The following is a 15,429-nucleotide window of genomic DNA, read 5'->3' as shown; positions in this document are numbered from 1 at the left end:
CCTACAGGGTATCCGACCTCCCACCTGGAGGTCTTTTCCCCTGTGTCTGGTCCGACCGCACCCCGCCCACCTGAGCCGGCATCCCGTTCGGGGCCGCACCTTCCTGCCGGTGCGGCCCCTCCGCATCCGGCCGGTCCGCATTCCCCGTGTTGCGCCTGAGCGATCGGCTAGCATGCGCGTCAGTTTTTGATCACTACGGACCGACTGAGCGACCTACCGGTCCGGATCCAACGGGGGAACGAAAGAAAATGGCAGATCCTGACGCGGGCTTGGAGTTCAAGGTCAAGCCGGGCGAGTTGGACGGCTGCGGGCAGAGCGCGCAGCACATCGGCGGCCTGATACCGGGTGAGACCTCGAAGATCAGCGACCCGTGCAACCAGGCCGCCGGGGGGCTGAAGGGCTGGCTCACCGCCGGCGCCATCCAGAACTGCGGCACCAACTGGAAGACCCTGCTGGACAAGCTCGGAACCGACATGGGTGACGTGGGCACCAAGCTCGGCACCTCGGCCACCTACTACCGGCAGGCCGAGCAGAACGCCCACAACAGCATGAAGAACCCGAGCGCGCCCGCCGCGAACGGGTCGGAACCGGACCCCTTCGGCACCGACTTCACGCCCGGTCCGGTGAAGCCGCGCAGCGCGAAGGCGGCCGAGTAAGCGATGGACATCAAGACCCTCCACGACGCCGACATCATCGGCATCTCCACCGCGAAGAGCGCCTTCGACACCCTGGCCACCGCCTTCGGCCAGCACATCGAGTCCTGGCAGCACGACGTCGTCGACCGGCTGGGCCACTCCGAGTGGACCGGGACGGCCGCCGGGCACGCCAACACCCGGATCTCGAACCTGGGCACCGAACTCCAGTCCGCCAAACAGGAACTGGGGCTGGTCAGCCGCGCCCTCCAGGACGCCTACGACGGCTTCGCCGCCGCCCAGGCCCACCTGATCGGCGCCCTCGACGACGCCAAGACCCACAAACTCACCGTCGCCGCCGACGGCGGGATCACCTGGGACAAGGACCCCAACTCCCCGAACTTCGCGGGCAACGACGCCGAGAACCAGGCCAAGCAGATCCAGTCCCGGATCACCGCCGCCCTCAACGAGGCCGACCACGCCGACCAGACCATCAGCTCCCGGCTCGGCCACCTCGCCACCAACGCGAGCAACGGCACCGGCCTGGACTCCGCCACCGCCAAGGCCGACACCGACGCCGCCAACGCGCTGGAGCAGGTCCCCGCCGCCGGCACCGACCCGAACAGCGTCAAGGCCTGGTGGAACGGCCTGACCGACGAGCAGCAGCACCGGATGATCCTCAACCACCCCGACCAGATCGGGAACCTCGACGGCATCCCCGCCGTCGCCCGCAACGATGCCAACCAGATCAACCTGGCCCGCGGCAAGCAGGACATCCAGCGCCAACTGGACGGCCTCGGCCCCGCGCCGGCGACGACCATCGGCTCCGGCAGGTTCATCCGTCCGAACCCCGCCTACACGGACTGGCAGCAGAAGCACGACGACCTGACGGACAAGATGACCGGCATCAAAGCCATCGAGGCCCGGCTGAACACCAAGGTCGACGACCAGCACCCGCCGACCTTCCTGCTGGGCTTCGACACCAACGGCCACGGGCACGCCATCATCGCGGTCAACAACCCCGACACGGCGAACAACGTGTCGACCTACGTCCCCGGCACCGGCGCGCGCCTCGGCAGCATCAACAGCGACATCAACCGCTCAGACCTGATGGTCGCCTCGGCCAACACCGCCAACAGGCAGGCCGGGGACAAGAGCACCACCTCGTCGATTACCTGGGTCGGCTACGACGCGCCGCAGAGCATCATCCCGGAGGCCGCGGACGACACGTACGCGAAGAACGCGGAGGACAAGCTGGTCAGCTTCGAGAACGGGCTGCACGCCACCCACGACGGGAAGATCGGGAACAACACGATCCTGGCCCACAGCTACGGCACCACGACCGTGGGCTACGCCATGCGCGACCACGGCCTCCCGGTCGACAACGCCGTCCTCATCGCCAGCCCGGGCGCCGGCGTCGAGAACGCCAAGGACCTGCGCATCGACCCGTCCCACGTGTACGCCGCCCAGAGCCCGGCCGACGCGATCGGCTGGGCCGCCGCCACCGACCCCAGCGGGATGGGGGACAACATCTGGGACAACATCAAGAGCGACTGGGGCTTCGGCGACGGCGACCACCACCTGATGTACGGCCGGCAGACCACCGCCCCCCAGTTCGGCGCGAACGTCATGCCCGTCGACCCCAACGCCGGACACTCCGACTACTGGAACGCCGGTTCGCCCACCCTGACCGCCATGGGTCAGGTCATCGCCGGAAAGCCGATGCAATGAGCGCCAGCAACCGCACCCCCCTGACCAGGGCGGCCACCGCGGCGGCCGCCCTGGCGGTCACCGCGCTGCCGCTGACCGCCTGCGGCGCGGCCACCGTGCACGAGCGGTCGAAGCCCACGATCACCCTGGACCAGGCCAAGACGCAGATAGACGGCTACCTCGCCGACATCCTGGCCAAACTGCCGGTCCGGCCCGTCTCGACGCCGGCCCCGTTCTTCGACATGGAGTGCGACGCCAACGACATCGGCCCGCACGGCCGGCAGCAGACCAGCCGGGGCTACGACTTCGGCGACGTGTCGTCAGACGTCAAGGTCCAGGCCGTGACCGACTACCGCACCTTCCTGACCGGCCAGGGATTCCAGCCAGTTCAGGACCCCCCGAACTTCCATCACGCCTGGATCAAACTGAAGAACCCGCAGAACGACTTCCTCGCCACCCTGGACGGAACCTCCGACTCCAGCCGCGACCTCACCCTGAAGGTCAGCTCCCCCTGCGTCTGGCCCAACGGCACCCCGCCCGCCTAGCACCGGCCGCTGGCCCAACTCCCGTGCGGGGCCGCACCTTTGCGAAGGTGCGGCCCCTTCGTTCGCGCACCCCGCAATCCCCCTTGCCCGCTCTTCACGATCCGCTAGCATGCGTCGTCGGTTACCGCAACGGGCCGCCCCAGCAGTCGGCCCGTGACTGACGGGGGGACACATGGCGGACCCGGACGGGTCCTTGGGCTTCAAGGTCAAACCGGACGAGTTGGACGGCTGCGGACAGAGCGCCCAGCACATCGGCGGCCTCATACCCGGCGAGACCGCGAAGATCACCGACCCGTGCAGCCAGGCCGCCGGCAGGACCACCTCGTCGATCGCCTGGATCGGCTACGACGCCCCGCAGAACATCGTCCCCGAGGCCGCCGACGACACGTACGCGAAGAACGCCGAGGACAAGCTGCACGGCTTCGAGGTCGGACTCCATGCCACCCACGACGGGAACATCGCCAACAACACCATTCTCGGGCACAGTTACGGCACCACGACGATCGGCTACACCATGAAGGACAAGGGCCTTCCGGTCGACAACGTCGTCCTCGTCGGCAGCCCCGGCGCCGGTGTCGACACCGCCCGTGACCTCCACATCGACCCGTCCCACGTCTACGCCGCACAGAGCCAGGGCGACCCGATCGGCCTGGCCCCGGCCGTCGACCCCGGCGGGCTGGCGGACAACGCCTGGGACAACATGAAGTCCGACTTCGGCTTCGGGGGCGACGACCACCATCTGATCCACGGCCGGCAGACCACCGCCCCGGAGTTCGGCGCGCAGATCCTGCCCACCGACCCCAACGGCGGGCACTCCGACTACTGGAACGCCAACTCGCCCACGCTGCCCGCCATGGGGCGGATCATCGCCGGCAAGTAGGGCCGCCACTTCCTCCTCCCGGCCCGGGGCCGTACCTCCGCGAAGGTACGGCCCCGAGGCCGTTTCTCACACCTGCCGCACGGCGGCCGCCAGGTGCGTACGGAACCAACGCTGGCCCGGATCGGCCGAGTTGCGCGGATGCCAGGCCATCCCCAGCTCCAGCGGCGGCAGTTCGAGCGGGATCGGGAAGGTTCGCAGGCCCAGCGCCTCGAAGGTCCGCGGCAGCCAGTCCGACGGGCCGAGGGTCACCAGGTCGCTGTCCCGGGCCAGCAGCATCGCGCCGGTGTGGCTGGGCACCACCACCGCGACCCGGCGGCGCAGCCCGCGGTCCGCCAGCGCGGTGTCGATCGGCCCGTGCCGCCGGCCGCGCCGGGAGACGCCGATGTGGTCGGCGGCGGCGAAGCGCCGGGCGGTGATCCGCCCCTCGAACAGCGGGTGGCCGCTGCGCGCCACGCCCACCACGGTCACGGTGACCAGCGGCCGGGTGCGGACCTCCGGGTCCAACTGCCCGAGCACGCCCACCTCGACGTCCACCACGCCCTGGCGCAGTGCCGGTCCACCCTCCATGGCCTCGGGCAGGAAGACCACGTCGACCCCCGGCGCCTCGGCCCGGATCCGTTCGGTGAGCGGACCGGCCACCCGAACCAGCACCGCGTCGCCGGCCTGCACGGTGAAGGTCCGCTCCAGGTGCGCCGGGTCGAAGCCCGCCCCGGGGCGCAGCAGGTTGTCGCAGCCGCGCAGCAACTCCGCCACCTTCTCGCGCAGTTCGAGCGCCCGAGGGGTCGGGACCAGGCCCTGTCCGGCCCGGACCAGCAGCGGGTCGCCGACGGCCCGGCGCAGCCGGGCCAGCGTCCGGCTCACCGCCGCCGGTGAGGTGCCGAGCCGCTCGGCGGCCCGGGTCACGCTGTTCTCCTGGAGCAGGGCGTCCAGGGCCCGTAGCAGGTTGAGGTCCATCCATGGCTCCTGAACTGCGGTTTTGCGCTGTGGTCAATGATCCCGTGCTAATACTTGCATTGTTCGGCCGGCGCGGGGCGCGGAGAGTGGGACCGTCCGAACTGTTCCCGCGACACGTCATCACTTCCAGGAGCCCACGTGCCGAACGACCCCCGTTCCCACCTCACCGGCGACGTCCTCGCCGTCGTCAGCCAGAGCGGCGCGACCGTCTCGTTCTTCGACGCCGCCACCGACGCCCTGCTCGACACCCTCGAAGTCACCGCCGAACCGCACGAGTTGTGCTTCGACCCGACCCGGCGCCTGCTCTGGTGCACCACCGCCTACCACTCCGGCTACTACCACGCCCACAGCGGCCGGAGCACCAAGCTGACCGTCATCGACGCCGACACCCGCCGGATCGTCGAGGTGATCGACCTGGCCCCCGAGCACGGCCCGCACGGGCTCGCCCTGGACCTGGACCGCGACCGGCTCTACGTCAGCGTCGAGGCCTCGGCGGACCGCCCCGGCGGCGTGGTGGTCGTCGACCTGGCGACCCGCCGCCCGCTGGGCCGGATCGATACCGACGCCCCGGGCCCGCACTGGTTCGCCATCTCCCCGGACGGGCGCACCGGTTACGCCACGAACAAGGAGGCACCGTTCGTCTCCGTGGTGGACCTCGGCCGCGGCGTGCTGACCGCCAAGGTGGAGGTCCCCGGCAGCGAGGGCCTCGCCGTCTCCCCGGACGGCAGCCGGGTGTACGTCGCCGCGCCCTACCTCGGCTTCGCCGGCAAGCCGGACGCCGAGCCCGGCATCCACGTGATCGACACCCGTACGGCCTCCGTGGTGGAAGTCCTCCCCACCGGGTCCGCCGTCATCCCGGTCCATCTGACCGCCACCGGCCGGCTGCTGACCGGCGAGATCAGCGCCACCCCCGGCACCGACTCCCCGCTCGGCCGCCAGGACCCCGGCCGCCTGACCGTCTTCTCCGCCGCCACCCACCGGCCGCTCGGCTCCCTCGAGGTGGGGCAGTTCCCGCTGACCATCACCTCCTCCCCCGACGGCCGCTTCGGCTACGTGTCCTGCGTCGTCTCCTCCACCGTGGACGTCGTCGACCTCACGACCCTGACCCCCGTCAGCCGCCTCACCGTCCCGAAGACCGCCGAACCGGGCGCCCACGGCCTGGCCTACCTCCCGCGCCGGGCCTGACACCACCGGGCTCCGGGCGCGGACCGCGCCCGGAGCCCTGCCGTGCCCGAAGCCCCGCCCACGCCCCGAGTCTTGTCGCCGCCCGGAGCGGAGAGCATCCTGAGGCACACCCGTTGTTCCGGGGGTGGGGGGAGGCACGATGAGACGCGGCTTCGGCGTGCTCTGCTCGACGCTCGCGCTGCTGGCGGCGCTGACCGCGGCTACCGGGTGCGAGCCGGTCGTCGACTCCGGCGCGTTCCGGCCCCCGGTGCTCAACCCCGAACCCGCCCCGTCGTCCGCCCAGTGGATCGTGGACCTCGTCGCCGGGCTCAACACACCACCCCGGTGCCCCAAGCCCACGCTGCCGACCCTCGCGGTCCTCGACACCGACGGCCGGAACCGGGCGGTCGCCTTCTGGCTGGTGGACCACCTCGACGTCTGCTATGCCGCCATCAACCACCGGGGCGAAACACCCACGACCATCTGGTTCTCTCCCATCGAGGACCTCGTCGCGCGCACCCCCATGCCCGCCGACACCACGCCGGGCGTCGACTCCTACGCCTTCACCGCCTACCGCGGCCGGGTCGACGACATCCAGGTCACCGGCGACCCCGACCACCTCGTCAGCCTCGTCCACCACCTCACCGTCGACCTCGGCATCGGCGACCTCGTCACCTTCGCCGCTTACCACTACCGCATCCCAGCGACCGGCAAGCCGCTCACCCTCACCCTCTGCACCCCAACCGCCCCCTGCCGCAACGCCCACTGACCCGGCCCGCCGCGACCGAGCCGCTTCCGAGACGCTCCGAACCCTGTCGCCGCAACTCGGCGGCGGAACCTGGCCTCATCGGGTCGCTACGGGAGTGCCCGAAGAAACGCCTTCAGCCTTCACCGTCTTCGACTGCCTCTCACACCGCACCACAAGAAGGCCTACGCATCGTTAGGCCGGTGTGATAATGGCAATGTTCTATGTGCACGTCGCTCTCAGGGGGATGCATGGCTATTGAGTTGCCGGGCGAACTGGTATGGGTCATGGACTTGTTGGGCCTGCCATGGCCCAAGGTCAATGAGGACAAGGTGCGGGAGTTTGCCGGCCACGTTCGGAAGTTCGCCTCCAACATCGACCACACCCACGCCGAGGCGACCGCCACCCTTCAGGAGATGGCGCACCATTACCAAGCCAAGTCCTACGAGCAGATGGTCGCCCGCTGGTCGAAGATGACCAACGATCACCTGCACGAACTGGTCGCCGTGTGCAACGCATCCGCGACCGCTCTCGACGCGGGTGCAGATGCCATCGTGGCGATGAAGCTCGCAGTGATCGCAGAACTCGGCGTACTCGCCGCCGAGGCCGTGGGCGGGGCGATAGCCACTGTCGCGACGCTCGGCCTTGCCTCGGCCCTTGACGCGGTCGCCGTGGCCGCGACCCGGCGAGTCGTCAGCACGGCGATCAAGGCGGCCGAGGAGGAGATCATCGCACTCCTCATCACCAGGGCCACAGAGCCGCTTCAGAGAGAGGTCGAGAAGGCCGTCAAGGGCATGGTCTTCGCGGGCGTGAAGAAGGCTCTGGCCGGTGTGGATGGGGATCTGGTGGCGGACACCGGCGAGGGCTTCGCCATCAACCCTCTTGAGCTACTCGCACTGGCCGACAAGATGACAGGTCACGGAGAGGCTGTGCGCGGCCACGCCAAGGACTTCACGACAGCGACCGCGGCGGTGAGCTTCGCTTGAGCCGCCACCCGGTCACCAAGGCACTGGAAGACGCCGCCAAGAAGATCGGTGCCACGATCAGCAAAGAGGCTGCGGCCGCAGTCAGCGACATGTATCACCATGCCGCCCATGGCACCAAGCAGGTCGCAAAGAATGTGGCCGCAGCCGATGAGGCGCACAAGAAAAAAATACTGGAGCTGGCAGAGAAGATCGCAGCCAACCCAGGCAAGGGCGGCGAGGGCTCGCAGGCTCGGATCGCGGCGCAGCACGATGCGAGGACCAAGCTCGCCTCGGCAGTCGGCGTGAAGGGCGACTTCGATGTTGAGTACCAGATCGATAGCGCCAAGTATCCGGAGTCCGCAAAGCACATCGCGGAAGCTCAAAAGGGTATGATCTGGCGTGGCCATTCACATAGCTCCGGTAGTCCGCTCCCTTCCGTCCTGACCATCGACCGGGGGGGCGCCCATCAGAACCGCAAGGATTCGCTACGAGGGATTCGAACCAACCGCGGGACTCAACGCGATGAATACCCTCCGGCCATGTTTAAAGAGGGCGGGACCGGGGCCAGTGTAAAACACATCAACGGGTCCGATAATGGCGGATCTGGATCGACGATGGGGAATGCGCTAGAGCCACTGCTAGACGGGACGCGAGTAAAGATAAAAGTGATCTAATGGAGATTGGAGGCGGCTATGAATAAGAGTGAGAAAATTATTTCCGATGCGAGGAAAGGCAACTTCCTCGCCGATCTTCCGGACCTGCTGGAGATTGCAACCAGGAAGGGCGGGGCTCGGGGGCCGGTATGGGAGGCCGCAGCCGCGGCGGTACAGATCCTCTTCTGGACGGGCGAGTTCGCGCAGGCCGCCGATCTGACCCAGGATCTGATCGAGCGCGATGGCCCGCTCGGTGGAGAGCTGTGTGATCAGTCCACCCCCTTCCGGCCGGCGCTTCTCGCGGGCCAGCTCTACGCGGATGAGCCAGCTGCACCCCGGCTAGCCGCCTGTGCCGAGCGCATCCCGGACGGCCGCTATATGCGGAGGGACTTCGAGTGGCTCTCCCAGGAACTGCCTCGACAAGGCGTGGAACCCCTTCTCCCTTGCCACAGCGACTGGGGTGGTGCGGTTCGCCCGCTGGACGGCGTCATCGGCGCGGGACTCGTCGACCGGAACTACAACGAACTCGACAGGAAGCAGCGCCGACTGGTGTGGGAGGCGCTGTCTGAGACCAACGACTTCACAAGGGCGCACCAACTGCTCACCGACACGGGGGAGGAGCCCGAGCAGTACTCCATCTGTCTGTGGATGGCAGGGTGGTATGCGACCCGTGGCGAGGTCGAGCACGGCGAGCGGATGCTGCTGGCCGCGCACAGCCGCTGGTGGCCCTTTGCCAAGTGGGACGCCATCCCCGATGCGCCCGTTCTCCAGCCGACCCTTCGTTTGGTAGTCACCGACAAGGTGCGCGACCATTACCTCACCAGGCCGATCGGCCCAGAAGCACAAGCAGCGGAGTGAAACGGATGTCCGACAGCCCCCTGGACCAGCTGATCGGCCGCGCCCGCGGCCCGATGGGCCCGGCGATCGAAATCGACTTCGGCCACGAGACCGGACCGCTTCACGAGCTCGGAGTCGCGCTCGGCCGGATGAACGGCTTCTTCGCCTTCAACGCGGGCATCCAGGTCTTCCGGGCCGGGGAAGAAGGGCTGGGGCCCGACCTCCTCTCCTGGAACTCTGACGAGCTGTGGAAGAGCACGTACGGCGGCTTGGCCGACAACGTCCTCTGCTTCGGTCAGGACCTCTTCGGCACCCAGTTCGCGATCGTCGGCGGCGAACGCGTTGTCACCTTCGATCCCGAGACCGCAGAGACAGAAGATCTCGGAAGCAGCCTGAACGACTGGGCCGCCTGGCTGCTGAGCGACCCGGACGTGAACGCCGCCGCGTCCTTCGCCTACGAGTTCCAGAAGCAGAACGGCGCCCTCGCCCCCGAGCAGCGTCTCGTGCCGCTCCAGTTCTTCGTTGCGGGCGGTGACTACAGCTTCGAGAACGTCGTCGTCCGGGATGCGGGCGAAGCGATGCGGATCAGGGGCCCGATCGCCCAGCAGATCCACAATCTTCCCGACGGCGGCACACTCAGCCTGGGAGTCACCGAGTAGTCGGGCCGCAGTCCGCCAATGCCGCTCCGGGGCCGTCGACACAACGCCGACGGCCCCGGAGCAGTGTGCCGAGGCGACGACCCGGAGCCGTCCCTGAGGAACGGCCCCTAAGGGCGTAGACACGCTCGCCGGTGGGCATGGCACGGTCGTAGTTCCATGTCATCAGCCGTGAGAAGGTACCAAGCATGAGTGCAGTGAAGTTCATCCTCAATGTCATCTGGTTGGTTTTCTGCGGCATTTGGATGGCTCTTGCCTACGTGCTCGCCGGAATCATCTGCTGCGTGCTCATCATTACCATCCCGTTCGGCATCGCCTCGTTCCGGATCGCCGGGTTCATACTGTGGCCGTTCGGGCGGACCACCGTCGAGCGCCGCGACGCCGGGGCGGCGTCCTGCGTCGGGAACGTGATCTGGTTCGTCTTCGCCGGGTGGTGGCTGGCACTCGGGCACCTGATCACCAGCATCCCGCTGTTCCTGTCGATCATCGGCATCCCGTTCGGCTGGGCCAACCTCAAGATGATCCCAGTCTCGCTGATGCCGCTCGGCCGCGAGATCGTCTCCACCGACCAGGTCTGGGGCGCGCGGTACTGACCGCGCAGCGCCGAACGGCCCGCCCCTCCCACGGGGCGGGCCGTTCGGCGTTCGGGCAGGTCAGAGGCCGAGGATCCGGACGGCCATCTCCCGCATCTCGACCTTGCGGATCTTGCCGGTGACCGTCATCGGGAACTCCTCGACCACGTGCACGTAGCGCGGCACCTTGAAGTGCGCGAGCCGGCCCTCGCAGTAGGCGCGCACGGCCTCGGCGGTGAGCGGCTCGGCGCCCTCGCGCATCCGGATCCAGGCCATCAGCTCCTCCCCGTACTTCGGGTCGGGGACGCCGATCACCTGGACGTCCAGGACGTCCGGGTGGGTGTAGAGGAACTCCTCGATCTCACGCGGGTAGAGGTTCTCGCCGCCGCGGATCACCATGTCCTTGATCCGGCCGGTGATCGCGAGGTAGCCGTCCCCGTCCATCACCGCGAGGTCCCCGGTGTGCATCCAGCGGGCCGCGTCGACGGCCTCGGCGGTGCGCTCGGGCTCGTCCCAGTAGCCGAGCATCACGGAGTAGCCGCGGGTGCACAGCTCGCCGGGCTCGCCGCGCGGGACGGTGCGGCCGGTGGCCGGGTCGACGACCTTGACCTCCAGGTGCGGGCCGACCCGGCCGACCGTGGAGACCCGGCGCTCGACCGGGTCGTCGGTGCGGGTCTGGGTGGAGACCGGCGAGGTCTCGGTCATCCCGTAGCAGATCGACACCTCCGCCATGCCCATCCGCTCGATGACCTGCTTCATCACCTCGGCCGGGCAGGGCGAGCCGGCCATGATGCCGGTGCGCAGGCTGCCGAGGTCGTAGCGGGCGAAGTCCGGGTCGGCGAGTTCGGCGATGAACATGGTCGGCACGCCGTACAGCGAGGTGCAGCGCTCGGCGGCGACGGCGGCCAGGGTGGAACCCGGTTCGAAGGAGGGGGCCGGGATGACCGTGCAGGCGCCGTGCGAGGTGGCGGCGAGGTTGCCCATCACCATGCCGAAGCAGTGGTAGAAGGGCACCGGGACGCAGATCCGGTCCTGCTCGGTGTAGTTGAGCAACTCCCCGACGAAGTAACCGTTGTTGAGGATGTTGTGGTGCGACAGGGTGGCACCCTTGGGGAAGCCGGTGGTGCCCGAGGTGTACTGGATGTTGATCGGGTCGTCCGGCGCCAACTCGCCCTGGCGTTCGGCGAAGTCGGCGAGCAGGGCGGGACCGGCCTTGCGTCCGGCCGCCAGCAGGCCGTCCCAGGCGGGGCCGCCGAGCAGCACCACGCGCTCCAACCCGGCACAGCGCGGCCGGACTTCCTCGATCATCCCGGCGTAGTCGGAGGTCTTGAAGCTCTCCGCGGCGACCAGCAGCCGGATCCCGGCCTGGTTCAGCACGTACTCCAGCTCGTGCGCCCGGTAGGCCGGGTTGACGGTGACCAGGATCGCGCCGAGCTTGGCGGTGGCGTACTGGGTGAGCGTCCATTCGGCGCAGTTGGGGGCCCAGATGCCGACCCGGTCGCCCTTGGCGATCCCGAGTTCCAGCAGGCCGAGGGCCAGCGCGTCGACGTCGGCGGCGAGTTCGGCGTACGTCCAGCGGCGGGCGGTGGCGCGGTCGACCAGGGCGTCACGGTCGGGGAAGGCGCGCACCGCGCGGTCCAGGTTCTCCCCGATGGTGTCGCCGAGCAGCGGGACGTCCGAGGTGCCGGAGGCGTAGCTGCGCGGGGTCGGAGTGGTCGGCACGGGCTGGCTCCTGGGTGCGGCGGTGCGGCGGTGCGGGACGGCCACCATGGTCGCGGTCCCGGGCCCGCGCCGCCACCCCCGAACGGGGGTACCGACACGGCGCCGGGGCCGCCCGTCGGATCCGACGGGCGGCCCCGGCGCACGGGTCAGCCGTTGATGCAGACGTTGCCCGCCGTCGAGTTGAGGAACCCGGGCAGGTTGATCGTGTTGCCGCAGAAATTGGCCTCGAAGTTGATCGGGAACTGGATCTGGTTGCCGGAGAGCACACCGGGCGAGTTGGCGGCGACACCGTTGGCGGTCGCGTCGCCCGCGGCGGCGGTGCCGGCACCGGCCAGGACGGCCACCGCGGCGAGCGCGGCGGCGGCGAGGGTGGTGCGAATACGCATTGCGTGACTCCTTGTGAGGGTGGCAAACGTCCGTGTGACGATCACACTCGCACCGATCGAACGCGACAGCAGGCCGCGAGCGTCCGAATTGGTCATTCAGAGGGCGTGTCGCGCTCCGACGCCATCGGCGCGGACCCCGACGCCGACCCCGCGGGCCCGGACACGCTCAGTGATTCCAGCAGCTCCCGGGCCGGTTCCAGCCCCGGTTCCGCCGCCACCGCGCGGTGCAGCAGGCCGAGCGCCAGCGCCCCGTCACCCGCCGCCAGCGCCTCCAGCGCGCGGTTGTAGTCGATCCGAGCGGAGTAACGCAGCCGGAACAGCACGCCGAGGTCCTCCCGGCAGGACGGGCAGCCCAGCGACTCCCGGTCCGCCGGCACCCTGCAGAGCGGACACAGCACCTCCACAGACGTCGCGGCACTCATCGCGGACCGGCCTCCTCCGGACGGACCGGGCCCAGCGACTCGGCGGCCGGCTCGCTGCCCAGCTCGCGCTGCGCCTGCGCGTACAGGGCCAGCAGGTTCGACATGTGGGTGTTGACCGCCTCCATGTTGGGCGCCTCCACCGCGTCGTCCAGCCCGCGCAGCTCCGCCATGATCCGCTGCGCCAGGGCCGGGGAGATCATGTTCTGGCTCACGTAGACGTTGCACATGGTGAGCATCCGGAAGGTGTGGCCGAGCGAGTCGCACAGCTCGTCCGCCTTCTGGGCCGCGCGCATCGCGCCCTCCCAGTCGGCCGCCTCCCGGCGCAGCCGCAGCTCGGCGGCCACCGAGCGCAGCCGGTCCAGGTCGCTCGGGTCCAGGTGCTTCTCGCAGTAGTGGATGAACAGGCTCAGGTACGCCTCCGAGCCGCGCACCCAGCGCTGGGCCTTGAGCTGGCGCTGCGCCCGCTCCAGCGCCTCGTCCACCGACTGACCGCGGGTCTGCCCGGCCGCCAGGTCGTCCAGGGCGTCCATCAGCCGCTGGGCCTCGCGCATCTCGGCCTCGGTGAGCTCCCCGCCCCAGCGGTCGGTGAAGGTCTCGATCTGCCGCTGCTGCTCCTCGACCTGCACCTTCAGCTCCGGGTCGAGGGTGACCCGCTCCAGCTTGACGGTCTTCTCGGCGCCGCCCTGGATCCGCACCGACAGGGTGATGGTGCGGTCGCGGTCGAGGCCGAAGGAGACCTCGACCGGGGTGCGGCCGCCGAGGCCCTCCGGCAGGCGCAGGGTGAGGTGACCGATCAGCTCGTTCTGCTGGGCGATCTCGTGCTCGCCCTCGTACACCGCGATCTCCAGCCGCTGACGGCCGCTGCCGGAGACCACGAACTCCCGGCTGACCGGCGAACTGGTCGGGTAACTGGTGTTCTTGGGGATGATGACGGCCAGCCGGCCGTCGTTGAGCTCGATGCCGAGGTTCTTCGGGGTGATGTCGAAGGGGTTGGTGACCTGCATCAACTCCCCGCAGCCCGCGCAGACTTCACTGCCCGGCGGGTTGACCCTGCTGCACGAGGCGCAGCGCAGGCCGACGTCCTCGGCGGCGGTGGTCGCCACCTTGGTGTGGCCGGGGGCGGCCGAGTTGAGCGCTTCGCCGCACAGTTCGCAGGCGGTGACGCCCGGGGCGGCCGGGGTGCCGCAGCGCGGGCAGTTGTCGCCGCGCACCACGGTGGTGGACCGGGACTGCTCCGGGACGGTCGCGCCCGTTCCGACCGTGGCCGAACCGGCCATGTCCTGGCCGCACTTGGGGCATTCGGAGGCCTCGGCGTCCACCGGGACGTGGCAGGTCGGGCAGGAGACGCGCTCGCCGCCGAGCAGGGAGGTCGCGCAGTTGGCGCAGTTGGAGGCCGAGAGGTCCCCGGGGGCACGGCACTCGGGGCACTCCACCTCGCCGACCAGCGCGGACTGCACGGCCGCGCCGAGCGCCACGCACTGCATCGGGTTGACGCCGCGTTTGATCCGGCGGGTGCCGAACACCTCGCCGAGCCGCCGCTCGACCAGCGGGATCGAGGTCGAGCCGCCGACCAGCACCACCTCGTCGATGTCCCCGACGGTCAGGTTCGCCTGCATGATGGCCTTGTGGGTCAGCTCGATGGTCCGCTCGATCTGGGCCTCGATCAGCTCCTCGAAGCGGGCCCGCTCGAACTCCGTCTCCAGCACCAGCTGTCCGGCGCCCAGGCCGGGCAGGATCACCTCGGAGGACTGCTGGTTGGAGAGCTCGATCTTGACCGTCTCGGCGGTGGAGGCGATCTTCGGGCGGTCGCGCAGGTCGGGCTGGTAGTCGGAGCCGTACTCCTCGCGGATGTCCTCCAGCAGCGCGGTGGTGATCGCGCGGTCGAAGTCGTCGCCGCCGAGCAGGTTGTCGCCCTCGATGCCGAGCACCGAGACCGAACCGGGCACCAGCAGCAGGATCGAGATGTCGAAGGTGCCGCCGCCCAGGTCGTACACCAGGACGGTGCGGCCCTCGTCACCGGCCTCGCTGGCGAGCCCGTAGGCGAGCGCGGCGGCGGTCGGCTCGTTGATGATCCGCAGCACGTGCAGGCCGGCCATCCGGCCCGCCTCCTGGGTCGCGGCGACCTGCCGCTCGCCGAAGTAGGCGGGGACGGTGATGACGGCCCGGTGGAAGGGCTCGCCGAGACGCTGCTCGGCGTCCTGCTTGAGCCGGTGCAGGATGATCGCGGAGATCTCGATCGGGGTGTAGGAGCGGCCGTTGAACCAGACGTTGACGTCGCCGTCGGTGCCCGCGGTGACCTTGTAGTCGACCTCCTTGAGGGCCGCCTGCACCTGCGGGTCCTTGAACTTGCGACCCATGAAGCGCTTGACCGAGCGGATCACGTTGGCGCCGTCGATGGCGATCCGGCTGCGCGCGGTCGAGCCCACCAGCAGCTCGCCCTTGCGGCCGCTGCCGACCACGGAGGGCGTGGCCTCCTGGTTCTGCCGGTTGAAGATGATCTCCGGCTCGCCCCGGCGGAGGTGGGCCACCACCGAGTTGGTGGTGCCCAGGTCGATGCCGAGTGTGCGGTACATGTCGTTCCCCTCT

16 protein-coding genes are annotated in these 15,429 nt (G+C 69.4%); 11 read left to right on the top strand and 5 right to left on the bottom strand.

Annotated features, from left to right (window positions below; all coding sequences use genetic code 11):
* Positions 1 to 248: 248 nt before the first annotated feature.
* From BOQ63_RS34960 to BOQ63_RS34945, 4 genes are all read left to right on the top strand, one after another.
* Positions 249 to 656, top strand: a complete 408-nt coding sequence (locus BOQ63_RS34960; protein WP_141763880.1) for a hypothetical protein — start codon at positions 249 to 251, stop codon at positions 654 to 656.
* Positions 657 to 659: 3 nt separating this feature from the next.
* The gene (locus tag BOQ63_RS34955) at positions 660 to 2,363 is read left to right on the top strand and encodes an alpha/beta hydrolase (RefSeq protein WP_150476226.1); all 1,704 of its coding nucleotides are present in this window, start codon (positions 660 to 662) and stop codon (positions 2,361 to 2,363) included.
* Positions 2,360 to 2,887, top strand: coding sequence for a hypothetical protein (locus BOQ63_RS34950; protein WP_072655582.1), 528 nt, complete (start codon positions 2,360 to 2,362; stop codon positions 2,885 to 2,887). The genes BOQ63_RS34955 and BOQ63_RS34950 overlap by 4 nt, the downstream gene beginning before the upstream one ends.
* A gap of 172 nt (positions 2,888 to 3,059) precedes the next feature.
* Positions 3,060 to 3,767: an alpha/beta hydrolase gene (locus BOQ63_RS34945; protein ID WP_072655581.1), complete on the top strand. Its 708-nt coding sequence runs from the start codon at positions 3,060 to 3,062 to the stop codon at positions 3,765 to 3,767.
* Between the two features lie 66 nt (positions 3,768 to 3,833).
* Here the strand turns inward: BOQ63_RS34945 and BOQ63_RS34940 are convergent, their stop codons facing one another.
* Positions 3,834 to 4,721, bottom strand: a complete 888-nt coding sequence (locus BOQ63_RS34940) for a LysR family transcriptional regulator (protein ID WP_072655580.1) — start codon at positions 4,719 to 4,721, stop codon at positions 3,834 to 3,836.
* Positions 4,722 to 4,859: 138 nt separating this feature from the next.
* Here BOQ63_RS34940 and BOQ63_RS34935 point away from each other — a divergent pair, with 138 nt between their 5' ends.
* The 7 genes from BOQ63_RS34935 (at position 4,860) to BOQ63_RS34905 (ending at position 10,334) form a co-directional block, all read left to right on the top strand.
* Positions 4,860 to 5,906, top strand: coding sequence for a YncE family protein (locus tag BOQ63_RS34935; protein WP_030290871.1), 1,047 nt, complete (start codon positions 4,860 to 4,862; stop codon positions 5,904 to 5,906).
* Between the two features lie 139 nt (positions 5,907 to 6,045).
* Complete coding sequence (locus tag BOQ63_RS34930; RefSeq protein ID WP_072655579.1) at positions 6,046 to 6,654, top strand: hypothetical protein; 609 nt, start codon at positions 6,046 to 6,048, stop codon at positions 6,652 to 6,654.
* A gap of 227 nt (positions 6,655 to 6,881) precedes the next feature.
* Positions 6,882 to 7,616 carry a WXG100-like domain-containing protein gene (locus tag BOQ63_RS34925; RefSeq protein WP_030290868.1) on the top strand — a complete coding sequence of 245 codons (735 nt, stop codon included), beginning with the start codon at positions 6,882 to 6,884 and terminating at the stop codon, positions 7,614 to 7,616.
* A complete protein-coding gene (locus BOQ63_RS34920) occupies positions 7,613 to 8,269 on the top strand; it encodes a NucA/NucB deoxyribonuclease domain-containing protein (RefSeq protein WP_072655578.1) in 657 nt (218 codons plus the stop codon). Before BOQ63_RS34925 ends, BOQ63_RS34920 begins: the two co-directional genes overlap by 4 nt.
* Before the next feature lie 18 nt (positions 8,270 to 8,287).
* Positions 8,288 to 9,106: a hypothetical protein gene (locus tag BOQ63_RS34915; RefSeq protein ID WP_072655577.1), complete on the top strand. Its 819-nt coding sequence runs from the start codon at positions 8,288 to 8,290 to the stop codon at positions 9,104 to 9,106.
* 5 nt (positions 9,107 to 9,111) lie between these two features.
* Positions 9,112 to 9,744 (top strand): hypothetical protein, encoded by a 633-nt coding sequence (locus BOQ63_RS34910; protein WP_030290866.1) that lies wholly within the window; start codon positions 9,112 to 9,114, stop codon positions 9,742 to 9,744.
* A 185-nt stretch (positions 9,745 to 9,929) separates the two neighbouring features.
* Positions 9,930 to 10,334: a YccF domain-containing protein gene (locus tag BOQ63_RS34905; RefSeq protein ID WP_030290864.1), complete on the top strand. Its 405-nt coding sequence runs from the start codon at positions 9,930 to 9,932 to the stop codon at positions 10,332 to 10,334.
* 60 nt (positions 10,335 to 10,394) lie between these two features.
* On the opposite strand, the gene BOQ63_RS34900 is transcribed toward BOQ63_RS34905, so the two are convergent.
* The 4 genes from BOQ63_RS34900 to BOQ63_RS34885 all read right to left on the bottom strand — a co-directional run bounded on the left by BOQ63_RS34900 (position 10,395) and on the right by BOQ63_RS34885 (position 15,416).
* Positions 10,395 to 12,083 carry an AMP-binding protein gene (locus tag BOQ63_RS34900; protein ID WP_079183879.1) on the bottom strand — a complete coding sequence of 563 codons (1,689 nt, stop codon included), beginning with the start codon at positions 12,081 to 12,083 and terminating at the stop codon, positions 10,395 to 10,397.
* 98 nt (positions 12,084 to 12,181) lie between these two features.
* The gene (locus tag BOQ63_RS34895; RefSeq protein WP_030555494.1) at positions 12,182 to 12,421 is read right to left on the bottom strand and encodes a chaplin; all 240 of its coding nucleotides are present in this window, start codon (positions 12,419 to 12,421) and stop codon (positions 12,182 to 12,184) included.
* A gap of 92 nt (positions 12,422 to 12,513) precedes the next feature.
* Entirely contained in the window at positions 12,514 to 12,843 is a 330-nt protein-coding gene (locus tag BOQ63_RS34890; RefSeq protein ID WP_141763875.1) for a hypothetical protein, read from the bottom strand.
* Positions 12,840 to 15,416 (bottom strand): Hsp70 family protein, encoded by a 2,577-nt coding sequence (locus BOQ63_RS34885; protein WP_150476225.1) that lies wholly within the window; start codon positions 15,414 to 15,416, stop codon positions 12,840 to 12,842. The genes BOQ63_RS34890 and BOQ63_RS34885 overlap by 4 nt, the downstream gene beginning before the upstream one ends.
* Positions 15,417 to 15,429: the final 13 nt, after the last annotated feature.

The sequence above is a fragment of the Streptomyces viridifaciens genome, assembly GCF_001888885.2.
Lineage (GTDB): Bacteria > Actinomycetota > Actinomycetes > Streptomycetales > Streptomycetaceae > Kitasatospora > Kitasatospora aureofaciens.
Note: the sequence above shows the minus strand (reverse complement) of the source record. Positions and strands in the feature narration are given on the sequence as shown.